The 22368-nt window shown below is 66.7% G+C and carries 18 protein-coding genes; 15 read left to right on the top strand and 3 right to left on the bottom strand.

Features of this window, described 5'->3' with window-relative positions; translation table 11 throughout:
• Positions 1-7 precede the first annotated feature (7 nt).
• From AC4ELS_RS08855 to mutM, 8 genes are all read left to right on the top strand, one after another.
• Positions 8-3430 (top strand): pyruvate carboxylase, encoded by a 3423-nt coding sequence (locus AC4ELS_RS08855; RefSeq protein ID WP_498883006.1) that lies wholly within the window; start codon positions 8-10, stop codon positions 3428-3430.
• Entirely contained in the window at positions 3427-3981 is a 555-nt protein-coding gene (gene rsmD / locus AC4ELS_RS08850) for a 16S rRNA (guanine(966)-N(2))-methyltransferase RsmD (protein WP_498883060.1), read from the top strand. Before AC4ELS_RS08855 ends, rsmD begins: the two co-directional genes overlap by 4 nt.
• A gap of 40 nt (positions 3982-4021) precedes the next feature.
• Complete coding sequence (coaD, locus tag AC4ELS_RS08845) at positions 4022-4498, top strand: pantetheine-phosphate adenylyltransferase (RefSeq protein ID WP_064960675.1); 477 nt, start codon at positions 4022-4024, stop codon at positions 4496-4498.
• Positions 4499-4581: 83 nt separating this feature from the next.
• Positions 4582-5148: a hemerythrin domain-containing protein gene (locus AC4ELS_RS08840; protein ID WP_463790247.1), complete on the top strand. Its 567-nt coding sequence runs from the start codon at positions 4582-4584 to the stop codon at positions 5146-5148.
• A 117-nt stretch (positions 5149-5265) separates the two neighbouring features.
• Positions 5266-6003, top strand: a complete 738-nt coding sequence (gene sepIVA, locus AC4ELS_RS08835) for a cell division protein SepIVA (protein ID WP_055112803.1) — start codon at positions 5266-5268, stop codon at positions 6001-6003.
• 65 nt (positions 6004-6068) lie between these two features.
• Positions 6069-6686 carry a YceD family protein gene (locus AC4ELS_RS08830; RefSeq protein ID WP_064960673.1) on the top strand — a complete coding sequence of 206 codons (618 nt, stop codon included), beginning with the start codon at positions 6069-6071 and terminating at the stop codon, positions 6684-6686.
• Positions 6683-7375, top strand: a complete 693-nt coding sequence (gene rnc, locus AC4ELS_RS08825) for a ribonuclease III (protein ID WP_064960672.1) — start codon at positions 6683-6685, stop codon at positions 7373-7375. Before AC4ELS_RS08830 ends, rnc begins: the two co-directional genes overlap by 4 nt.
• Positions 7376-7381: 6 nt before the next feature.
• Positions 7382-8248, top strand: coding sequence for a bifunctional DNA-formamidopyrimidine glycosylase/DNA-(apurinic or apyrimidinic site) lyase (mutM, locus tag AC4ELS_RS08820; RefSeq protein WP_064881817.1), 867 nt, complete (start codon positions 7382-7384; stop codon positions 8246-8248).
• A 22-nt stretch (positions 8249-8270) separates the two neighbouring features.
• Here mutM and AC4ELS_RS08815 read toward each other — a convergent pair whose 3' ends face one another.
• The gene (locus AC4ELS_RS08815; protein ID WP_064881815.1) at positions 8271-9047 is read right to left on the bottom strand and encodes an Rv0361 family membrane protein; all 777 of its coding nucleotides are present in this window, start codon (positions 9045-9047) and stop codon (positions 8271-8273) included.
• 137 nt (positions 9048-9184) lie between these two features.
• Between AC4ELS_RS08815 and AC4ELS_RS08810 the strand changes: the two genes are divergently transcribed.
• From AC4ELS_RS08810 to smc, 3 genes are read left to right on the top strand one after another with little or no spacing between them, the layout of a single operon-like run.
• Positions 9185-9592, top strand: coding sequence for an OsmC family protein (locus AC4ELS_RS08810; RefSeq protein ID WP_064881813.1), 408 nt, complete (start codon positions 9185-9187; stop codon positions 9590-9592).
• On the top strand, positions 9589-9897 hold the full coding sequence (locus AC4ELS_RS08805) for an acylphosphatase (protein WP_498883005.1): 309 nt from the start codon (positions 9589-9591) through the stop codon (positions 9895-9897). Before AC4ELS_RS08810 ends, AC4ELS_RS08805 begins: the two co-directional genes overlap by 4 nt.
• 26 nt (positions 9898-9923) lie before the next feature.
• Complete coding sequence (gene smc, locus AC4ELS_RS08800) at positions 9924-13511, top strand: chromosome segregation protein SMC (protein ID WP_448446857.1); 3588 nt, start codon at positions 9924-9926, stop codon at positions 13509-13511.
• Positions 13512-13518: 7 nt separating this feature from the next.
• On the opposite strand, the gene AC4ELS_RS08795 is transcribed toward smc, so the two are convergent.
• The gene (locus AC4ELS_RS08795; protein ID WP_064881806.1) at positions 13519-14142 is read right to left on the bottom strand and encodes a hypothetical protein; all 624 of its coding nucleotides are present in this window, start codon (positions 14140-14142) and stop codon (positions 13519-13521) included.
• 220 nt (positions 14143-14362) lie between these two features.
• Positions 14363-15928 (bottom strand): PE-PPE domain-containing protein, encoded by a 1566-nt coding sequence (locus AC4ELS_RS08790; RefSeq protein ID WP_448446854.1) that lies wholly within the window; start codon positions 15926-15928, stop codon positions 14363-14365.
• Positions 15929-16342: 414 nt separating this feature from the next.
• Between AC4ELS_RS08790 and ftsY the strand changes: the two genes are divergently transcribed.
• The 4 genes from ftsY to AC4ELS_RS08770 all read left to right on the top strand — a co-directional run bounded on the left by ftsY (position 16343) and on the right by AC4ELS_RS08770 (position 22168).
• A complete protein-coding gene (ftsY, locus tag AC4ELS_RS08785) occupies positions 16343-17695 on the top strand; it encodes a signal recognition particle-docking protein FtsY (RefSeq protein WP_499046997.1) in 1353 nt (450 codons plus the stop codon).
• Positions 17696-17873: 178 nt separating this feature from the next.
• Positions 17874-19229, top strand: a complete 1356-nt coding sequence (locus AC4ELS_RS08780; RefSeq protein WP_174554318.1) for an ammonium transporter — start codon at positions 17874-17876, stop codon at positions 19227-19229.
• A gap of 6 nt (positions 19230-19235) precedes the next feature.
• Entirely contained in the window at positions 19236-19574 is a 339-nt protein-coding gene (locus tag AC4ELS_RS08775) for a P-II family nitrogen regulator (RefSeq protein WP_003881099.1), read from the top strand.
• 83 nt (positions 19575-19657) lie between these two features.
• Complete coding sequence (locus AC4ELS_RS08770; RefSeq protein ID WP_499046806.1) at positions 19658-22168, top strand: [protein-PII] uridylyltransferase; 2511 nt, start codon at positions 19658-19660, stop codon at positions 22166-22168.
• Positions 22169-22368: the final 200 nt, after the last annotated feature.

Here is a 22368-nt window from a genome sequence, read left to right as displayed (position 1 = left end):
TCTACCCGTGATTTCCAAGCTGTTAGTCGCCAATCGTGGCGAGATCGCGATCCGTGCGTTTCGCGCTGCTTATGAGATGGGCATCGCGACGGTGGCGGTGTATCCGTATGAGGACCGCAATTCGCTGCACCGCCTGAAGGCCGACGAGTCGTATCAGATCGGTGAGATCGGTCATCCGGTACGGGCGTACCTGTCTGTTGAGGAGATCATCAGGGTCGCCAAGCATTCCGGTGCGGATGCGGTGTATCCGGGTTACGGGTTCCTGTCGGAGAATCCGGAATTGGCTTCGGCGTGTGCGGAGGCGGGCATCACGTTTGTGGGCCCCTCGGCGCAGGTTCTGGAATTGACCGGTAACAAGGCGCGGGCCATCGACGCCGCGCGGGCAGCGGGCCTGCCGGTGCTGGCGTCCTCGGCGCCGTCGTCGTCGGTGGATGAGTTGGTCGCTGCGGCACGGGATATGGAGTTCCCGCTGTTCGTCAAGGCGGTGTCCGGTGGCGGTGGGCGCGGTATGCGCCGGGTGACCGATCCCGAGGCGCTGCCCGAGGCGGTGGAGGCGGCTTCGCGCGAGGCCGAGTCGGCGTTCGGCGACCCCGAGGTGTACCTGGAGCAGGCCGTCATCAACCCGCGCCACATCGAGGTGCAGATCCTGGCCGATACACAGGGCAACGTCATGCACCTGTTCGAGCGGGATTGCAGTGTGCAGCGGCGCCACCAGAAGGTGATCGAGCTGGCGCCGGCGCCGAACCTGGATCCGGAGTTGCGCGAGCGGATTTGCGCGGATGCGGTGGCTCTGGCCCGCCAGATCGGTTACAGCTGTGCGGGCACCATGGAGTTCCTGCTCGACGAGCGTGGGCATCACGTGTTCATCGAGTGCAATCCACGAATTCAGGTGGAGCACACGGTGACCGAGGAGATCACCGATGTGGACCTGGTCGGTTCGCAGCTGCGGATCGCGGCGGGGGAGACGCTGGCCGATCTGGGTCTGAGCCAGGACTCGCTCGTCATTCGCGGGGCGGCGATGCAGTGCCGGATCACGACCGAGGATCCGGCCAACGGATTCCGTCCTGACACCGGCCGGATCACCGCCTACCGGTCACCCGGGGGTGCGGGTGTCCGCCTGGATGGCGGCACCAATGTCGGAGCCGAGGTGCTGGCGCACTTCGACTCGATGCTGGTCAAGCTGACCTGTCGCGGGCGTGACTTCTCCACGGCGGTGGCCCGTGCCCGCCGCGCGCTGGCAGAGTTCCGCATCCGCGGGGTGTCGACGAACATTCCGTTCCTGCAGGCCGTGATCGAGGATCCCGATTTCCGGGCCGGACGGGTCAACACGTCGTTCATCGATGACCGTCCGCAGCTTCTGACCGCGCACACACCTGCTGACCGCGGTACGAAGATCTTGAATTACCTGGCCGATGTCACGGTGAACAAGCCCAACGGCGAGCGGCCCTCGGCCGTGTACCCGCAGGACAAGTTGCCTGCGTTGGATCTGTCGACGGTGCCGGCGGCGGGGTCCAAGCAGCGTCTGATCGAGTTGGGACCCGAGGGGTTCGCGGCGTGGATGCGCGACAGCAAGGCTCTCGGGGTCACCGATACGACGTTCCGCGATGCGCATCAGTCGTTGTTGGCCACCCGGCTGCGGTCGACGGGGTTGCTCAAGGTCGCGCCGTATGTGGCGCGGATGATGCCGCAGTTGTTGTCCATCGAGTGTTGGGGTGGCGCGACTTACGATGTGGCGCTTCGTTTTTTGAAGGAAGATCCGTGGGAGCGGCTGGCCGCCCTGCGTGAGGCGGTGCCCAACATCTGTCTGCAGATGCTGCTGCGGGGCCGAAACACCGTGGGATACACGCCGTATCCGGAACTGGTGACTGAGGCGTTTGTAGACGAAGCCACGCGCACCGGGATCGATATTTTCCGGATCTTCGACGCGCTCAACAACATCGAGTCGATGCGTCCGGCGATCGACGCGGTCCGCGAGACCGGCACGGCCATCGCCGAAGTCGCGATGTCCTACACCGGGGACCTGTCTGACCCGGGCGAGAACCTGTACACGCTGGATTACTACCTGAAGCTGGCCGAGCAGATCGTCGACGCCGGTGCGCATGTGCTGGCGATCAAGGACATGGCCGGGCTGTTGCGTCCGCATTCCGCGCACCTTCTGGTAGGCGCGTTGCGGTCGCGTTTCGATCTGCCGGTGCATGTGCACACCCATGACACCCCGGGTGGGCAGTTGGCGACGTATCTGGCGGCCTGGCAGGCCGGCGCGAGCGCGGTCGATGGTGCCGCGGCGCCGTTGGCCGGCACCACCAGCCAGCCGGCGTTGTCCTCGATCGTGGCTGCCGCGGCGCACACGTCGTTCGACACCGGGTTGTCGCTGAGCGCTGTCTGCGATCTCGAGCCCTATTGGGAGGCGCTGCGCAAGGTGTACGCGCCGTTCGAATCCGGTCTTCCGGCGCCGACGGGACGCGTCTACACCCACGAGATCCCCGGCGGGCAGCTGAGCAATCTGCGCCAGCAGGCGATCGCGCTGGGGTTGGGGGATCGGTTCGAGGAGATCGAGACCGCCTATGCCGCGGCCGATCGGGTGCTGGGCCGATTGGTGAAGGTGACCCCGTCGAGCAAGGTGGTCGGGGACCTGGCGTTGGCGTTGGTGGGGGCCGGGGTCGGTGCGCAGGAGTTCGCCGCGGATCCCGCCAAATACGACATCCCCGACAGCGTGATCGGATTCCTGCGCGGCGAGCTCGGTGACCCGCCGGGTGGTTGGCCGGAGCCGTTGCGCACCAAGGCTCTTGAGGGCCGGGGGCCGGCCAAGCCGATTCAGGAACTCTCGGTCGAGGACGAGGAACTGTTGGCTGCGCCCGGACCGAAACGTCAGGCGGCGTTGAACCGGTTGCTGTTCCCGGCGCCGACCAAGGAGTTCGAGACACACCGCGAGACCTACGGTGACACCTCCGGTCTGAGCGCCAATCAGTTCTTCTACGGGCTGCGCTACGGCGAGGAGCATCGGGTCGAGCTGGAGCGCGGTGTGCAGTTGCTGATCGGTCTGGAGGCGATCTCCGATGCCGACGAGCGCGGCATGCGCACGGTGATGTGCATCCTCAACGGGCAACTCCGTCCGATCACGGTGCGCGACCGCAGCATCGCCAGCGAGGTTCCGGCCGCCGAGAAGGCCGACCGCAACAACCCCGATCATGTCGCGGCGCCGTTCGCCGGTGTGGTCACCGTCGGTGTGGCCGCAGGTGACACGGTCGAGGCCGGTGCGACCATTGCCACCATCGAGGCGATGAAGATGGAAGCCGCCATCACCGCCCCCAAGGCCGGCACCGTCGAACGTGTCGCGGTGGCCGCCACCGCCCAGGTCGAGGGTGGCGACCTGCTGGTCGTGGTGACCGGCTCGGCGGGCAAGGGCGAAGCAGCCGGGGAATCGAGCTGACCCGCATCATCGCGGGGGCGCTCGGCGGCCGCCGGATTGCGGTGCCCCGCAGCGGCACCCGGCCGACTTCAGATCGGGTCCGCGAAGCCGTGTTCAACGCCTTGACGGCGCGGCTGGATTTCGCCGGACTATCGGTGCTGGATTTGTATGCCGGCTCGGGAGCGCTTGGGCTGGAAGCGCTTTCGCGTGGTGCAACCTCCGCCACCTTTGTCGAGGCGGATGCGCGGGCGGCCGCGGTCATCGCCGAGAACATCACCGCGCTGGGCGTGCGCAACGCGGCGGTGCGCCGGGGCAACGTCGACACGGTGTTGGCCGGGGGTGCCACGCGACCGGTCGATCTGGTGTTCGCCGACCCGCCGTACGACCTCGGCGACGCCGCGGTCGACGCGATGCTGACAACGTTGGCCGCTGCCGGGTGGGTCGCCGCGGGCACCCTCGTCCTGGTGGAGCGGCGGTCGTCGAGCCGGCCGGTGAGCTGGCCGGAAGGCTGGGATGCGTTGAGTGCCCGCCGCTACGGTGACACCCGCGTCGAACTCGCCGAAGTGGGCTAGCAGGTCGGTCGCAGCGAGGGGGCCTGTAGCGTCGTCACCCATGAGTGGCGCGGTATGTCCCGGCTCCTTCGACCCGGTGACCCTTGGCCATATCGACATCTTCGAGCGTGCGGCGGCGCAGTTCGACGAGGTCGTGGTGGCGATTCTGGTGAATCCCAACAAAAAGGGAATGTTCGACCTCGACGAGCGAATGGCGATGATCACCGAGTCGACCACACACCTGCCCAACCTTCGGGTCGAGTCCGGTCAGGGACTGGTGGTCGACTTCGTCAAGAATCGCGGGCTGACCGCGATCGTCAAGGGCCTGCGCACCGGCACCGACTTCGAATACGAGCTGCAGATGGCGCAGATGAACAAGCACGTGGCGGGCGTCGACACCTTCTTCGTGGCCACCACTCCGCAGTACTCGTTCGTGTCGTCGTCGCTGGCCAAGGAGGTTGCCTCCTTGGGCGGCGATGTCTCGGCGCTGCTGCCCGAGCCGGTCAATCGCAGGCTGCAGGCCAAACTGGGCGGTTAGCTCACCGCGCCGACGGGTATCTGGTTCGCGTGGCGCTCAGCCCATGCGCCCAGACTTGTCACCCGATTCGCGGAGGTCCCGCTGTGCCCAACACATTCGTTCAATCCACCGACGATGTCGTGAAGTTCCTCAAGGATCAACACAATCTGATCAAGGACTTGTTTGAGGAGGTTTTCTCCGCCTCCACGGTCGAGGCCCGAGAAAAGGCATTCGTCGAATTGCGGCAGCTGCTGGCGGTGCACGAGACCGCCGAGGAGATGGTCGTGCATCCACGGGTGCGTCGAGAGGTCGCCGACGGCGACGAGATCGTCGATGCACGCCTGCATGAGGAACACGCAGCCAAGGAGCAGCTGTCGAAGCTCGAAAGCATGGACTTCGACTCCGCCGAATTCCTGGCCGAGCTCGCCAAGTTCCGCGACGCCGTGGTCGACCATGCCGACCACGAGGAGCACGAAGAGTTCGACAAGCTGCACCGCAAGCTCGACGCCGATGAACTCGAAAGGCTGGTCAAGGCCGTGCAGGCGGCGGAGGCGATCGCGCCCACCCGCCCCCATCCAGGGGTGGAGTCGGCCGGGCTCAACTTCGCCGTCGGACCGTTCGCATCGATGCTCGACCGTGCGCGCGACCTGATCGCCGCGGCGATGCGGTGACTTTGCTGCATCCACGGCAGGCGATACCTCGCGGCGACACACCGATTGTGTTCCCTAGTCACAGGCGTAACACCAGGCACACTGGTAACCGACAACGACGACCTGGAGGGTTTTGCCGTGTACCGAGTTTTTGAAGCGCTCGACGAGCTCGGCGCGATCGTCGAAGAAGCGCGTGGTGTGCCGATGACGGCCGGCTGCGTGGTACCCCGCGGTGATGTCCTCGAGCTGATCGACGACATCAAGGACGCGATCCCCGGTGAGCTCGACGACGCACAGGACGTGCTGGATGCGCGTGATTCGCTGCTGCGCGAGGCCAAGGAACACTGCGAGTCGGTGATGGGCAAGTCGAACGCCGACGCCGACGGCATGCTCAATCACGCCAGGGGCGAGGCCGACCGGTTGCTGGCCGACGCGAAGGCGCAGGCCGACCGGATGGTCGCCGAAGCCCGTCAGCACAGCGAGCGCATGGTCGGGGAGGCACGCGAAGAGGCAGCGCGGCTCGCGGCCGCGGCGAAGCGCGAGTACGACGCGAGCACCGGCCGGGCCAAGGCCGAGGCCGATCGCCTGACCGAGAACGGCAACATCTCCTACGAGAAGGCCGTGCAGGAGGGCATCAAGGAGCAGCAGCGTCTGGTGTCGCAGACCGAGATCGTCTCGACCGCCACCGCGGAGGCCACCCGGCTCATCGACGCGGCACATGCCGAAGCCGACCGACTGCGCGGCGAGTGCGATATCTATGTCGACAGCAAACTTGCCGAGTTCGAGGACTTCCTCAACGGCACGCTGCGCTCCGTCGGCCGCGGACGTCACCAGCTACGCACGACCGCGGGAACGCACGACTACGCGACCCGCTGACGGCCGTGGGTGACGGTCGGCGCACTGCGTCGTGGTTTGGTCTGACCCCGCCGTAGGATCGATGCATGGCGACGCATGCGAAATCGGCTGGGCGGGGAGGGCCTGAACGGCGCGGAGGTTCCCGATCGCCGCTGGTGATCGACGTCTTGCGACTCGGCCGGCGACCGGGTTCGTTCCTGGCACACCAAGAGACGGTGCCGAGTCCCGTGCGGATCGGGGCCGAGCTGGTTGCCATCGAGAAGGGCGCGCCGCTCGATCTCGACCTGCAGCTGCAGTCGGTGTCGGAAGGTGTGCTGGTCAGTGGGACCGTATCGGCGCCCACGGTCGGTGAGTGCGCCCGTTGCCTCACCAAGCTCACCGGCGATGTCGAGATCGACCTCACCGAGCTGTACGCGTACCCGGACAGCACCACCGACGAGACCACCGAGGCCGACGAAATGGGCCGGGTGGGCGCCTCGGGACAGGCCGACACCGTCGACCTGGAACAGCCGATCATCGATGCCGTCGGGTTGGCGCTGCCGTTCTCCCCGTTGTGCCGTCCGGACTGCCCGGGCCTGTGCCCCGACTGCGGCGTCGCGCTGGCCACCGCAGAGCCGGGGCATCATCACGACAAGATCGATCCCCGCTGGGCCAAACTGGCCGCCATGCTGCCCGACGACGAGCAGCCCGGGGGCGAGAAGTGACCGATTCGCACGCAGCGCTGCTGGCGGCGCTGGGCGTCGACATCCCCGCCGAACTGCTCACCATCGCGTTGACGCATCGCAGTTACTCCTACGAGAACGGCGGCCTTCCCACCAACGAGCGGTTGGAGTTCCTCGGAGATGCCGTACTGGGGTTGACGGTCACCGAGGAGCTCTACCACCGCCACCCCGAACGCTCCGAGGGTGATCTGGCCAAGCTTCGTGCCAGCATCGTCAACACCCAGGCACTGGCCGATGTCGGCCGTGGGCTCACCGAAGACGGGCTGGGCAGCCACCTGTTCCTGGGCAAGGGCGAAGAGAACTCCGGCGGGGCCGACAAGTCCAGCATCCTCGCCGACGGTGTCGAATCCCTGCTCGGCGCAATTTATCTGGAGCACGGCCTGACCACTGCCCGGGAGGTCATCCTGCGGTTGTTCGGCGAGTTGCTCGATACAGCGCCGACACTCGGAGCCGGGTTGGACTGGAAGAGCAGCCTGCAGGAGTTGACCGCCTCGCGCGGGCTCGGTGCGCCCACCTATGTGGTGACCTCCACCGGGCCCGACCACGACAAGGAATTCTCGGCTGCCGTGGTGGTGGCCGACGTCGAATACGGCAGGGGCGTGGGGCGCAACAAGAAAGAGGCCGAGCTCAAGGCCGCGGCCGCGGCGTGGACCGCACTCGACAATGCGTGAGCACCGATGCCCGAGCTACCCGAGGTAGAGGTCGTCCGCCGTGGGCTGCAGGAACATGTTGCGGGCAAAACAATTTCGGCGGTACGCGTGCATCATCCGCGTGCCGTCCGCCGGCACGAGGCCGGCCCCGCCGACCTGACCGCCCGTCTGCTGGGGGCCCGCATCACCGGAACGGGACGGCGCGGTAAGTACCTCTGGCTGACGCTGGGTGAGGACGGCAGCGAAAACGCGACCGATGCGCTGGTGGTGCATCTGGGGATGAGCGGCCAGATGCTGCTGGGGCCGCTGCGCGACGACCGGCATCTGCGGATCGCCGCGCTGCTCGACGACGGCACCGCGCTGAGTTTCGTCGACCAGCGTACGTTCGGCGGCTGGCAGCTGGCCGATCTGGTGACGGTCGACGGCGCCGCGTTGCCCGAGCCTGTCGCTCACATCGCGCGCGATCCGCTCGACCCGCTGTTCGATCGGGACAGTGTGGTTACCGTGTTGCGGCGCAAGCACTCTGAGATCAAGCGTCAGCTGCTCGACCAGACCGTGGTGTCCGGTATCGGCAACATCTACGCCGACGAGGCGCTGTGGCGGACGAAGGTCAACGGCGCCAGGACCGCTGCGCTGCTGACGCGGCGTCGGCTGGGGGAGCTACTCGATGCAGCCGCGGACGTGATGACCGATGCGTTGAGCCAGGGCGGCACGTCGTTCGATTCGCTGTACGTGAATGTCAACGGCGAATCCGGTTATTTCGAGCGGTCTTTGGATGCCTACGGCCGCGAGGGGGAGCCGTGCCGACGGTGCGGCGCGGTCATGCGCCGCGACAAGTTCATGAACCGGTCGTCGTTCTACTGCCCGAAGTGTCAGCCCCGTCCACGGGGCTGACCCGAGCCTCGTCCGCAGCAGATCAGGGCATGCTGGGCATGCCCGGCATGTCGGACATGCAGATCTTCCACGATCCACTTTCCTTGCGCAGGTACAGCTTGCCGGGGCCCGCGGTGCTCGAGATGTCGACGACAGCCTTGCTGCCGTTCACCGTGATTTTGGTGATCTCCGCCGACCCGCTGCTGTCGGTCGTCTTCGGAATGTCGATCGCATCCAGGCCGCCGATCTTTTTGAACAGGTCCTGATCGGCCTGGCAGAAGTAGGGCAGGGCCTCTTTGAGGTCGCCGGAGCTCGACATCACCTCATCGAGGAACGCCCGCACCTCTTTCTCGGCATCGCTGGAACCGGAGGACTGCGACGAGCCCGCGCTGCTGCGGCCGCCACTCGAGCCCGAATCGCCGTTCAACGCGAAGATCAGGACGCCGCCGACAATGACCACCACGGCCAGTACGGCGCCGCCGATCGCCAACCACATACGGTTGCCGCCGCCCGACGGCTGCGGGGTGGGGTACCCGTACGGCGACTGCGGCGCCCCGTACGGCTGCCCGTAGGGCGCCCCGTACGGCTGGGGTGCTCCGTAGGGCGCGCCGTACGGAGGTTGGGGCTGTTGCGGCGCTCCATACGGCGAGCCGTAAGGCTGTTGCTGAGGTGCCCCGTAAGGGGAGCCGTACGGCGGCTGCTCGGGGTTTCCGGCAGTGTTCGGATATCCCTCCGGCCCGCCCGGCTGCTGGTACGGCGGCTGCCACGGCCCGGGCGCTCCCGACGGCGGGGTGGGCGGATTGCTCGGCGGATAGGTCACAGTGCTCCTCAGCGATGTCGGTGGGCCGAGTCTATCGTCGCTGCCTGAGTCGCCGCCGTGTCCAACGGGGGCAGGTGACCGATCCGACGGCCATTACCCCTGGAATAACCGCGTATCGCGGCGTGTAGAAATACCGCATGACCGAACTTTGGGTTGACCGCACCGGTGTGCGCAGGTACGTCGGACGCAGTTCGCGCGGTGCAGAGGTACTCGTGGGCAGTGAGGACGTCGAGGGCGTGTTCACCCCGGGTGAGCTGATGAAGATCGCCCTGGCAGCGTGCAGCGGGATGTCCAGCGACCAGCCCCTGCGCCGGCGCCTGGGTGACGACTATCCGGCGACGATTCGGGTGTCGGGACCGCCCGACCGGGAGCAGGAGCGCTACCCGCTGCTGGAGGAGAAGCTCGAAATCGACGTGTCGGGCCTTTCGGAGGCCGAGGTGGCCCGCGTGTTGACCGTCGTCGAGCGCGCCATCGACCAGGTCTGCACGGTGGGACGCACCCTCAAATCCGGCACCGAGGTGAAATTCGAGGTCGCCACTTCGTGACGGAACCACACCCGCCTGAGGCCGGGCCCGACACCGAGGTGCGCCTGAGCGCCTGGGTGCATGGCCAGGTGCAGGGCGTGGGATTCCGGTGGTGGACCCGGTCGCGCGCGCTGGAACTCGGCCTGACCGGGTTTGCTTCGAATCGGCCCGACGGCCGGGTGCATGTGGTGGCGCAGGGGCCACGCGGGAAATGTCAGCGATTGCTTGAGCTGCTCCGGAGCGGGGAAACCCCGGGGTCGGTGGATCACGTCGTCGCAGATTGGGCGGATGCCGACGCCCCGATGGCGGGGTTCATCGAACGGTAGCCGGGTCGGCGGTAGGGTTTGACTCCGTGCACCTCAAGAGTCTGACGCTGAAAGGCTTCAAGTCTTTCGCCTCGCCGACGACTCTGCGCTTCGAACCCGGGATCACCTGCGTTGTCGGCCCCAATGGATCGGGTAAGTCGAACGTGGTCGACGCCTTGACCTGGGTTATGGGAGAGCAGGGCGCCAAGACGCTGCGCGGCGGCAAGATGGAGGACGTCATCTTCGCCGGCACGTCCTCACGGGCGCCGCTGGGTCGCGCCGAGGTGACGCTGACCATCGACAACTCCGACAACGCGCTGCCGATCGAATACTCCGAGGTGTCGATCACCCGCCGGGTGTTCCGTGACGGCGCAGGCGAATACGAGATCAACGGCAGCAGTTGCCGATTGATGGACGTGCAGGAGCTGCTGAGCGACTCCGGCATCGGCCGCGAGATGCACGTGATCGTCGGCCAGGGCAAGCTCGCCGAGATCCTGGAATCGCGGCCCGAGGATCGCCGCGCCTTCATCGAGGAGGCTGCCGGGGTTCTCAAGCACCGCAAGCGCAAGGAAAAGGCGGTCCGCAAGCTCGACTCGATGGCCGCGAACCTGGCCCGGCTGACCGACCTGACCACGGAGTTGCGCCGTCAGCTCAAGCCGCTGGGCCGTCAGGCCGAGATGGCGCGGCGGGCGGCGACGATCCAGGCCGACCTGCGCGACGCCCGCCTGCGCCTGGCCGCCGACGACCTGGTCAGACGGCAGGTCGAGTTCCACAACACGAACCAGGCCGAGACCACACTGCGTCGCGAGCACGACGAGGCGACGGTCCAGCTGGAAACCTCGACCGTCGAACTGCAGGCACACGAGGCCGCGGTGGCCGAACTGACCCGCCGCGCCGAGGCCGCCCAGCAGACCTGGTTCCGGGCCTCGGCACTGGCCGAACGGGTGAGTGCCACCGTGCGGATCGCGACCGACCGGGCGCAGCTGTTCGAAGCCGAGACGGAGGTTTCCACGGGGCAGGACCCCGAGGCCCTGGAGGCCGAGGCCGACGAGGTTGCCGAGCTCGAGATGGAGCTGCTCGGTGAGCTCGAGGAGTCGCGCATCGTCTTGGAGAGCGCCCGGGCCGAGCTCGCCGAGCGTGAGCAACTCGCCGCAGAGGCCGAACGGGCGCATCTGGCCGCGGCGCGGGCCGAAGCCGACCGCCGCGAAGGGCTGGCCCGGTTGGCCGGACAGGTCGACACCATGCGCACCCGGGTCGAGTCGATCGACGACGGGGTGATGCGGATGTCGGTCAACATCGAGGAAGCTGCCACCAAAGCCCAACTGGCACAGGCCGAATTCGAGACTGTGCAGAGCCGGGTGAGCGAACTCGATGCCGGAGAAGTGGGCCTGGACGAGCAACACGACCGCTCGGTGGCAGCCCTGCGGATCGCCGACGAACGGGTGGCCGAACTGCAGTCGGCCGAGCGTGCCGCCGAACGTCAGGTCGCCTCGCTGCGGGCCCGCATCGAGGCTCTCTCCGTCAGCCTCGACCGGCGCGACGGTGCCGCCTGGTTGCAGAAGAACCACAGTGGCTCAGGGCTTTTCGGCACCATCGGGGAATACCTGAAAGTTCAGCCGGGCCACGAGGTGGCAGTGGCCACGGTGCTCGGGGCGGCTGCCGACGCGTTGGCCGCCGAGGATTTCGGTGTCGCGGCCGCCGCCGTCGCCGCGCTCAAGGAGTCCGACGGCGGGCGGGCCGCTCTGTTGCTTGGGGACTGGAAGGTCAACGGCTCGGCCCCGTCGGGAACGCTTCCCGACGGCGCGATCTGGGCCAACGACGTGGTCAGCGTCCCGGACCGGCTGCGTGGGGCGATCACCGCGATGCTGGCCGGGGTGGCAGTGGTCAGCGATCTGCCCGCCGGGGTGCAACTGGTTTCGGCGCGTCCGGACCTGCGCGCGGTGACCGCCGAGGGTGACCTGGTCGGTGCCGGCTGGATCAGCGGTGGGTCCGACCGCAAGCCCTCCACACTTGAGATCAGTTCCGAGATCGACAAGGCCCGACGCGAACTGGAGGTCGTCGAGCGGCAGACCGGCGAGCTGGAGGCCGCCTTGTCGGGTGCGCTGACCGAGCAGGCAGCCCGACAGGAGGCGGCCGAAGAGGCGATGGCCGCGCTCAACGAATCCGACACCGCCATCTCCGCTATCTACGAGCAGCTGGGCCGCCTGGGGCAGGATGCCCGCGGCGCCGGTGATGAGTGGCAGCGGTTGATCCGCCAACGCGACGAGCTTGAAGCTGGGCGCACCAAGACGGTCGAGGAACTCACCGAACTTGAGTCGCGGCTGCACAATGCCGAACAGCTTCCGATGTTCGAGGCCGAGCCGGTGGACCGTCAGGCCTCGATGGCCGCCGCCGAGGCGGCTCGTTCGGTCGAGGTGGAGGCCCGACTGTCGGTTCGTACCGCCGAGGAGCGCGCGAATGCGGTTCGCGGTCGGGCTGATTCACTGCGCCGGGCCGCCGCTGCCGAGCGCGAGGCCCGGGTGCGGGCGCAGCGTGCGCGTGAGGCCCGTGAACATGCGGCGCGGGTGGCCGCCGCGGTGTCCGAGTCGGGACGCGTTGTGGCCCAACGGTTGAGCGCGGTCGTGGCGGTGGCGTCGCGGATGCGTGACGAACTGGCGACCGAGCGTCAGCTGCGTGCCACGTCGCTGTCCCAGGTGCGCGAGACGGTCACCGAACTCAACGCGAAGATCACCCGGCTCACCGACGCCTTGCACCGCGACGAGATGGCCAAAGCGCAAGCGTCACTTCGTATCGAGCAGCTTGAGGCGCAGGTGCTCGAGCAGTTCGGGATGCCGGCGGCGGATCTGATCGCCGAGTACGGTCCGCAGATCGCGTTGCCGCCCAGCGACTTGGAGATGGCAGAGTACGAGCAGGCCCGTGAGCGTGGCGAGCAGGTCATGGCGCCCGCGCCGATGCCGTTCGACCGGCCCACCCAGGAGCGGCGGGCCAAGAAGGCCGAACGTGAGCTCTCGGAGCTGGGCCGCGTGAATCCGCTTGCCCTGGAAGAGTTTGCCGCGCTCGAAGAACGCTACAACTTCCTCTCGACGCAACTTGAGGACGTCAAGGCCGCGCGCAGCGATCTGCTCGATGTGATCGCCGATGTCGACACCCGGATTCTGCAGGTGTTCACCGAGGCCTACGTGGATGTGGAGCGCGAGTTCGAGCAGGTGTTCTCCACCCTGTTCCCCGGTGGTGAGGGACGCCTTCTGCTCACCAATCCCGCCGACATGCTCACCACGGGAATCGAAGTCGAGGCCAGGCCGCCGGGCAAGAAGATCAAGCGACTCTCGCTGCTGTCCGGTGGTGAGAAGTCGTTGACCGCGGTAGCCATGCTGGTGGCGATCTTCCGGGCCCGCCCGTCCCCGTTCTACGTGATGGACGAGGTCGAGGCCGCGCTCGACGACGTGAACCTGCGCCGGCTGATCAGCCTGTTCGAGCAGTTGAGGGAGAAATCCCAGCTGATCGTGATCACCCACCAGAAGCCGACCATGGAAGTGGCCGACGCCCTCTACGGTGTGACCATGCGCGGTGACGGCATCACCACCGTGATCTCCCAGCGCATGCGGGGTCAGGAGCTGGCCGCCAGCTCAGGCTGATCCGGGCCTATTCCGACTCGTAGATCGACGGCGCCGACCAGCCGGGGCCGCTGAAGCAACTATTGGCTGACGGTGTCGGACAGCCATTCTGCTGCCCGGGTTGAGGCGATGGCGGTGTCGGCGGGTCCAGCCGGAAGATGTAGGACGCCTTCGTGATTCCCGCAACGGCGACGGGCCTCTCCTTGTAGTACGCCTTCACCTCCAGCGGCTGCGGGATCGCCTGGTCGCTGGTGGCCACCAGGTTCCACGTTCCGTCGGTGACATTCGTCGTGCCCGTGAAGACCGGCGCCTTGGTGTCGCGCTGACGGACCGTCAGGCCCACGGTCTCCACGAAGGGGTCCGCCGTACCGGAGATGGTCAGCGTCTTGCCGGAATCGCTGAGGACCATCGGATCGTCAACGAAAACGCGGTCATTGCTCTGGGTCTGGGTCGTCGGGATGGCCACGGTACCCGGCTCGTCCTTCATCATGTTGTACACGGTGGGAACGGCACCGATGAGCGCCGTTGCGATGGCGCCGATGACGGTGATCTTGGCAACCGACACCTCGTTCCCTTTTGCCGGCCCGTCGGTGGCGTCGGCTGAACGGCGCAGTTTGAACAGCTGGCCGACGGATTGTGAATGTGTGGTCATGGCAGTGCTCCGTGCTTGGACTTCATCCTTTCGAGATGCCGCCTGCCGAGGGCTTGTCGGCTGACGTACGGAAATGATCACGCCATGATCACGGGCGACGCATGCGTAGTGGACTACTCGAATGTCCCGGTATTGCCGAAGAAGCTGTGCCGAGCGTGCGGGTCAGGCCCGGGTTCCCCCGTGGATCCGGGTGTGACCCGCACGCTCGAACGGTGCGCACCTACGCCGCGTCGGAGTGTCCGGAACGGTGGTTGGCGCGCGGCTTCTGTTTGGTGTCGCTGGTTTTCGTGTCCGTGGAGTTGGATTTCGACTGGACCGACGTGGTTTGGCCGACCTGACGTTGCGGCGAGCGCCGCGGGCGTGGGTTGTCTTGTGGCGCAGCGTCGGTGTCGGTGGCGGCGGCATCGGACGGCCTCTTGGGTGAGAATGCCTGTCGTAGCGACTGCCGGATGCGTTCAGCTCCCGGATTTGCCTGCTTCTGTTGCTGTTTCTGCTGAAGTGCTGTGTCGGAACGGGTCTCGGTGTCAGTTCCGGTGCTCGTTTCCACCTCGGGCTTCTGCGCCTCGGGCTCGGACGGCGGAGCGTCGGTAGCGCGGGTGACGGTTCCGGCTCGACCCGTGGAGTCGATGCCGATCTGACGCAGCCGTGTGCGGTCCGGCGCCCCGATGGTCGCCGGCAGTTTGAGCCCAACTCTTTCGGTATCCGACTTGGCTAGTGTGGCAACATCTTCGGTGTGGCTGCCAACGGCATCACCGGTGTCGATGCCCAGGTCGGCGAGCGCGTTGCGTACGCCCTCCCTGGCTGCTGCCCGCAGATCCGACGCAAGCTTGCCGAGGTCGATGTGGGGGATCAGTCCGGCCCGGGTCGGCACCCCCATGTTCTCCGGCGTGCGGTCATAACCGAGTTCGATCAGCACGCGCAGAGTCGGCTCGACCAGGTCGAGCACCGGCGCAAGAATTCCGATGCCGCGAAACGGTTGCAGCAGCGGAAGGTGCTCGGTGTGCACCAGGTAATAGGTGGTGTTGCCGGAGGTATAGGACTCATATGTGCTCGGGTCGTTCAGGTTGACCACCGATGAGCCGTAGTTCGGATGTAGGTAGACGTAGCCCATCAGGGCATTGAGATCGGCCAGCAGATTGAGTGGATATTTGGGGAAGTCGGCGATCAGGTCGTACTGGCGGGCCACGTCGATTGTCCGGTATTCGTCGTCCGGGGTGGCGCCGTCGAAGCTGACGCCGAGGATCGGTATGTAGAGGCCTTCGAACCTGGCGAGGATTCCGCCGTTGGGCCGGTTGGGATTGGCCACGAAGACGAAAGACAACTCGTCCGGCGTGGGCACCGCCGCGCCCTGCGCCCGGAGCTCGGCCAGATTGCGCTTCTCCCGGGTGGCGATATTGGCGCTCTGCGAGTAGCCGACGACAATCTTCTCACCCGGCGTGGTCTGCACAGCGTTGTTGAGGCTCAGCACGCCGCGGGCCACCGAGGTGTCGAAGCTGACGTCGGTCAGGCTGGTCGCGGGCCAGAACTGCTCAGGTGTCGACACCCACTTCAAGTCGTCCTCATCGAGGTGGTGGCCGGACAGGTAGGTGCTGTTGACCTGATCCACGTACGTGCCGGATCCCCATTGATGCGGATCACCCAGCGCCTTCATCCCCGTTCCGCCCATGATGAGCGCCGTGGCAGCCAGCTGAACCAGCGTGGACATGGTCGCTGTCACGACCAGCCCGACGGTGCCGATCAGCGCGACCAGCGTCAGTGCTACCCCCCGAAGCACACGAATGTGCATTCCCGTCCTCCCTCTCGACAAATTCCAAGGGAAAGACCACATGCTCACCGACGCTGAAGCCATTCCCGACCCATGTGGATCGTGAACCACGTCGAGACCTGCTGTCAGCGAATTCAAATAACTGGAATGAATAAACGAAACCAACAGTTGAGCGCGATAGTTTGATGATTTCGGCCGACACGGCAGCTAAGCCACAGATGAATTCTGCGGCTTGCCTGGTCATGTTCTTCAGCTCGTGTGGGTGAACGGAATATACCGCGTCGGTACGTTCGTGTACCACTATTTTCAGCAATCCTGTACGTCGATGTTCTGACCGGTTCTCATGGGCGGGATGGGCCGTGCTGAGTCCGCGGAACGGGGCCGATCGTTCGTACGCGGCCGCCCTGAGACAATGGCGGCGTGACACAAGGTGCGTTGTTGGGTCTGTGGATCGCTATCGCGGTCGTCGCTGTTCTCGTGATCGTCGCTATCACCGTGGGGCTGGTGCGGTACCGGCGGCGGCGGATCAGCCTGTCGGAACGAGACTCCTCGAAACCGATCGACCGCTCCGGCGGATATACGGCGTCCTCGGGTATCACGTTCAGCAAGTCGGGTACGCCGACGCTCGACCGCATCGACACCGGCGGACTTCCTGCCGTCGGCGATGACGCCACGATTCCGCGGGATGCGCCCAAACGCACCATCTCCGATGTGCAGTTGCCGGAGCCGCCGATCGAGACAGCGGCGCCCGAGGCGCCACCTGTGCCCGTTGAGCCGACAGATTCTGTCGGCGCCCCGGTCATCCCCGAGGAGTCGGCCGCGCCGGAAACGGCTCCCGACGCCGTCGCCGCCGCCGTGGAGGACATCGCCCCGGCCGAAGGTCGCATGGATCGGCTGCGTGGCCGCCTTGCCAAGTCCCAGAACGCCTTGGGCCGCAGCATGCTCGGGTTGCTCGGCGGTGGCGATCTGGATGAGGACTCGTGGGAGGCCGTCGAGGACACCCTGCTGATCGCTGACCTCGGCCCGGTGGTGACCGAATCCGTGGTCGCGGCATTGCGTGAGCGGATGGCAAGTAAGAACGTGCGCAGCGAAGCCGACGCCCGCGCGGTGCTGCGTGAGGTGCTGATGTCGGAGCTGCGGCCCGAGCTGGACCGTTCGATCAAGGCTCTGCCGCATGCCGACAAGCCGTCTGTGTTGTTGGTGGTCGGGGTGAACGGCACGGGCAAGACCACCACGGTGGGCAAGCTGGCGCGGGTTCTGGTCGCCGACGGCCGTCGTGTCGTGCTGGGCGCGGCCGACACGTTCCGCGCCGCGGCCGCCGACCAACTGCAGACCTGGGCCGCACGCGTCGGCGCGGAGGTGGTGCGCGGGCCCGAAGGCGCCGATCCGGCATCGGTGGCGTTCGACGCCGTCGACGAGGGTATCAAGGCCGGCGCCGACGTTGTCGTCGTCGACACCGCGGGCCGCCTGCACACCAAGACCGGCCTGATGGACGAGCTCGGCAAGGTCAAGCGGGTGGTGGAGAAGCGCGCCGCGGTGGACGAGGTGCTGTTGGTGCTCGATGCCACCATCGGACAGAACAGCCTGCCGCAGGCCAAGGTGTTCGCCGAGGTTGTCGACATCACCGGCGTGGTCCTGACCAAGCTCGACGGCACCGCCAAGGGTGGCATCGTCTTCCGCGTCCAGCAGGAACTCGGCGTCCCGGTCAAACTCGTCGGACTCGGCGAGGGGCCGGATGATCTCGCACCGTTCGAGCCCGCGGCATTCGTCGACGCGCTGCTGGGCTGACCGCCCGAAAACCCGCAAAATCCCACGGTGTAACACCGGCGAAACGCAGCCCGGCTATCCGTTCACACGAGCGAAACGCAGCGGCGTCGTAGCCGAAACATCCACTCAGCATTGTCTTGACCAGGTCAACGGCCCGTAAATCCTTGCGGCCGTGGCGTGGTGAAGGAGGAAACTGCGAGTGGAGCAATTCCCGATATTGGGTGCGCCGGACACCGGTGACACAGCATGGATGCTGGCCGCCGCTGCGCTTGTGCTGTTGATGACGCCGGGGCTGGCCTTCTTCTACGGCGGCATGGTGCGCGCCAAGGGCGTGCTCAACATGATCATGATGAGCGTCAGCGCCATGGGTGTCGTGACAGTGCTGTGGGCGCTGTACGGCTACTCGGTCGCGTTCGGTGACAACACCGCAGGCGTCATCGGCGACCCCGGGCAATTCTTCGGCCTCAAGGGTCTGATCGGAACGAACGGTTCGGCCGATGCGCCCATCGCGCTGGTCGGCACGATCCCGGCCACCGTGTTCGTGGGTTTCCAGCTGATGTTCGCGATCATCACCGTCGCCCTGATATCCGGTGCCGTCGCCGACCGCATCAAGTTCGGCGGCTGGCTGCTGTTCGCCGCGCTGTGGGCGACCGTTGTCTACTTCCCGGTGGCGCACTGGGTCTTCGACTTCGACGTCAAGGGCTCCGATGGCGAGACGGTGATCCACCATGGGGGATGGATTGCCAACCAGCTCAAGGCAATTGACTTCGCCGGTGGCACCGCGGTGCACATCAACGCCGGTACCGCGGGCCTGGTCCTGGCCATCATCCTCGGCAAGCGGCTCGGCTGGCCGGGTACGCCGATGCGCCCGCACAACCTTCCTTTCGTGATGCTCGGCGCCGGCTTGCTGTGGTTCGGCTGGTACGGCTTCAACGCCGGTTCTGCGGTGTCGGCCAACGGAGTTGCCGGTTCGACCTTCGTCACCACGACGGTGGCGACTGCCGCGGCCATGCTTGCCTGGCTGCTCACCGAGCGGATCCGTGACGGGCACGCGACGTCACTGGGCGCCGCATCGGGCATCGTCGCCGGGCTGGTCGCGATCACCCCGTCCTGCTCCTCGGTGAACGTCGTGGGCGCGCTCGTGATCGGTGTTGCCGCAGGCGCACTGTGTGCCCTGGCGGTGGGCTTGAAGTTCAAGTTCGGATTCGACGACTCTCTCGACGTGGTGGGTGTCCACCTGGTCGGCGGTATCGTCGGTACGTTGCTGGTCGGCCTGGTGGCCACCAAGGAAGCACCTGCCGGCATTGCCGGTCTGTTCTACGGTGGTGGGTTCGATCAACTGTGGCGACAGGCGGTCGGGGCCGGTGCTGTTCTGCTCTATTCGGCGGTGGGTACCGCTATCTTGGCGTTGATTGTCAAATACACCGTGGGCCTGCGCCTGGACAAAGAAGAGGAGGCTTCCGGTATCGACGAGTCCGAGCACGCTGAGAGCGCTTACGACTTCGTCGCTGTCGGAACCGGTTCTGTTCTTGGTCGTCACGGCGGGGAGGAATAAGGGAATATGAAGCTGATCACTGCGATCGTCAAGCCGTTCACGCTGGAGGATGTCAAGACCGGCCTGGAGCAGACGGGCATCCTGGGGATGACGGTCAGCGAGGTACAGGGCTACGGCCGGCAGAAGGGCCACACCGAGGTTTACCGCGGTGCCGAGTACTCGGTCGACTTCGTACCGAAGGTCCGGGTGGAAGTTGTCGTCGACGATTCCGCGGTCGACAAGGTCGTGGACGTCATCGTGCAGGCCGCCCGTACCGGCAAGATCGGCGATGGGAAGGTCTGGGTCAGCCCGGTCGACACCGTTGTCCGTGTCCGTACCGGGGAGCGGGGCGCCGACGCCCTGTAGCGGTGGCCGGTCGTCGAGGTAGACGACCGAGTCCCCCGGTCAGGAAGTGCGGTGGCAGGTAGTTGACCGGGGGAGGGGTCCAAATGACAGAGCAGCAGCCAGATTCCATCCACGAGCCGGCCGGGACCTCCGGACAGGAGGGTCCGGTCGGCTCGCCGCGGCCGGCCACCGATCTGGCGGCGGCCAGCCAGCAGTTGCTGGCCGGGGGATCCCGTCAACTGGATGCGGCCGCCCTGCGGGATGCGTTACTCGATCTGCACGAATTCTGGCTCACCACAAAGGCTGCCCAGATCGGGATCACGGCCACCAGTGGGTTCGCCATCGTGGCCACCGGTGGTCTGGGCCGCGGCGAGATGTTGCCGTATTCCGATCTCGATCTCATGCTGCTGCATGACAACATGCCTGTCGAGCTCGTCTCTGAAGTGGCCGAGAAGCTCTGGTATCCGCTGTGGGACGCCAACATCCGGATCGACCACAGTGTGCGCACGGTTCCCGAGGCCCTCAAGGTGGCGGGTGAGGACATCGCGGTAGGTCTCGCGATGCTGGACGCCCGTCATATGGCCGGTGACGCCGACCTGTCGGCGCTACTGGTCGGCGGGGCGCGACGGCAGTGGCGGATCGGAATCGGCTCGCGATTCGACGAACTCGTCGAGCATGCGCAGGCGCGCTGGCAACGCAGCGGCCAGATCGCGCACCGCGCCGAACCGGACCTGAAGTCGGGCCGCGGCGGCCTGCGGGACGTACAACTGCTCAACGCGCTGGCGATAGCGCAACTGGCCGATGTTTATCCGAGTCATGCGCTGGCCTCACCGACCGGAACACTCGGCGGTGCCCACCTGTCGCTGCTGAATGTGCGCACCGAACTGCACCGCGCGTCGGGCCGTGGCCGGGAACTGCTGTTGGCCCAACATGCCGATGAGATAGGCGCGGCGCTGCGGATCGGTGATCGATTCGACCTGGCCCGCACCCTGTCGGATGCGGCCCGGACCGTGAGCTACTACGTCGACTCGGGTATCCGTACCGCCGCCAATGCCTTACCCCGGCGCGGTTTCGCCGCGCTTCGCCGCCCGGTGCGCCGCCCGCTCGACGAGGGCGTGATCGAGTTCGCCGGCGAGGTGATCCTGGCCCGCGATGCACGGCCGGAACGCGATCCGGGTCTGATCCTGCGGGTCGCCGCGGCGTCCGCCGCCACCGGTCTGCCGATGGCGGTGTCCACACTGAGCAGGCTGGCCGAGACGGCGCCCGAACTGCGTACGCCGTGGCCGCGGCAGGCGCTCAAGGACCTCCTGGTGTTGCTGGCGTCGGGTCCCGCGGCGGTCGCCACCATCGAAGCCCTGGACCGCACCGGCCTGTGGGGCCGGTTGTTCCCGGAGTGGGGTGCAGTGCGGGACCTGCCCCCGCGGGATGTCGTGCACACCTGGACCGTCGACCGCCATCTGGTCGAGACTGTCTCGCGGGCAAGTGCTTTCACCACCCGCGTATCACGTCCCGATCTGCTGCTGCTGGGTGCGCTGTGCCACGACATCGGCAAGGGGCGGGGCGGCGACCACAGCGTGATCGGTGCCGAGTTGGCCACTCAGATCGGAACCCGGCTGGGTCTCTGGCCGTCTGACATCGATGTGCTGTCGAAGATCGTCCGGTACCACCTGTTGTTGCCCGAGACCGCGACGCGGCGAGATCTTCAGGACCCCAAGACCATTGACGCGGTAGCCGACGCGCTCGGTGGGGACATGGTGCTGCTGGAGCTGCTCCATGTGTTGGCCGAAGCCGACTCCCTGGCCACCGGCCCCGGGGTGTGGGGGGACTGGAAGGCATCGCTGATCGGCGATCTGGTGCGACGGTGCCGGCTGGTGATGGCCGGTGAACCGTTGCCCGAACCCGATCCGGTCGACTCGCGGTTCGTGGCGTTGGCCGCCGACGGCGGTGTCCACGTCGAGCTCTCCCCGGGTGACAGTCCACACATCTACAACGTGACGATGATCGGCGCGGACCGGCGCGGCCTGTTGTCCAAGGCGGCCGGCGTGCTGGCGCTGAACTCCCTGCGGGTGCACTCGGCGTCGGTCAACAGTCATGAGGGTTCGGCGATCAACACCTTCGCGGTGTCTCCGCACTTCGGCTCACCACCACCTGCTCAACTGCTGCGCCAGCAGTTCATCCTGGCGCTCGACGGCGAGCTGGATGTGGTCGGCGCGCTGGAACGCCGAGACCAGGAGGCGGCCCAGCATCCGACCACCCGGGCCGGCGAGATCCTGGCGTCGGTGCCGGCCAACCACGTGCCCGCCCCACCGCGCATCCTGTGGTCACCCGGCACGGCAGCCGAAGACCTGATCGTCCAGATTCGCACGATCGACCGGGCCGGCCTGTTGGCCCGGCTGACGGCGGTGTTCGAGCGCGACGGCTTGGACGTTGCGTGGGCCAAGGTGACCACACTGGGCTCATCGGTCGTCGACGTCTTCTGCATCACCGCACCGGCACTGGCCGGCGACGAAGCGCAACGGGCCGTGGTGCGCGCCGAGCTGGAACGCGACTTGCTCGCGATCCTGCCCGCGCCGCCGCCGGCCAAACCGACCAAACCGGCGGAGCACGCCAGCTGATCCACGCGTCGGTTGCCTTCGTACTGTCCTGCCTGATCTGCTGGGCGATCGACGCGATAGCTTCCGCCTCGCGGCGGCCAACCACGCCACAAATCCCGGGCCGCTAGACATCCCAGGACCGCAAGTTGTCAAGCGGCCTCGGTGTCCCGGGTGGTGTGACGGTGTGCCCAGGCTTTGTGTTCGTCATAGGTGGTGTGGTG

Source organism: Mycobacterium shunyiense (assembly GCF_058270035.1).
The sequence above is the reverse complement of the archived record's forward strand: the minus strand, read 5'-3'. Positions and strand labels throughout refer to the sequence as shown.

Coding starts and splice junctions, on each gene's coding strand:
- coaD (WP_064960675.1), top strand. CDS start 4,022: ATGAGTGGCGCGGTATGTCCCGGCTCCTTCGACCCGGTGACCCTTGGC.
- AC4ELS_RS08830 (WP_064960673.1), top strand. CDS start 6,069: ATGGCGACGCATGCGAAATCGGCTGGGCGGGGAGGGCCTGAACGGCGC.
- mutM (WP_064881817.1), top strand. CDS start 7,382: ATGCCCGAGCTACCCGAGGTAGAGGTCGTCCGCCGTGGGCTGCAGGAA.
- AC4ELS_RS08810 (WP_064881813.1), top strand. CDS start 9,185: ATGACCGAACTTTGGGTTGACCGCACCGGTGTGCGCAGGTACGTCGGA.
- AC4ELS_RS08795 (WP_064881806.1), bottom strand. CDS start 14,142: ATGACCACACATTCACAATCCGTCGGCCAGCTGTTCAAACTGCGCCGT.
- AC4ELS_RS08790 (WP_448446854.1), bottom strand. CDS start 15,928: ATGCACATTCGTGTGCTTCGGGGGGTAGCACTGACGCTGGTCGCGCTG.
- AC4ELS_RS08775 (WP_003881099.1), top strand. CDS start 19,236: ATGAAGCTGATCACTGCGATCGTCAAGCCGTTCACGCTGGAGGATGTC.
- AC4ELS_RS08770 (WP_499046806.1), top strand. CDS start 19,658: ATGACAGAGCAGCAGCCAGATTCCATCCACGAGCCGGCCGGGACCTCC.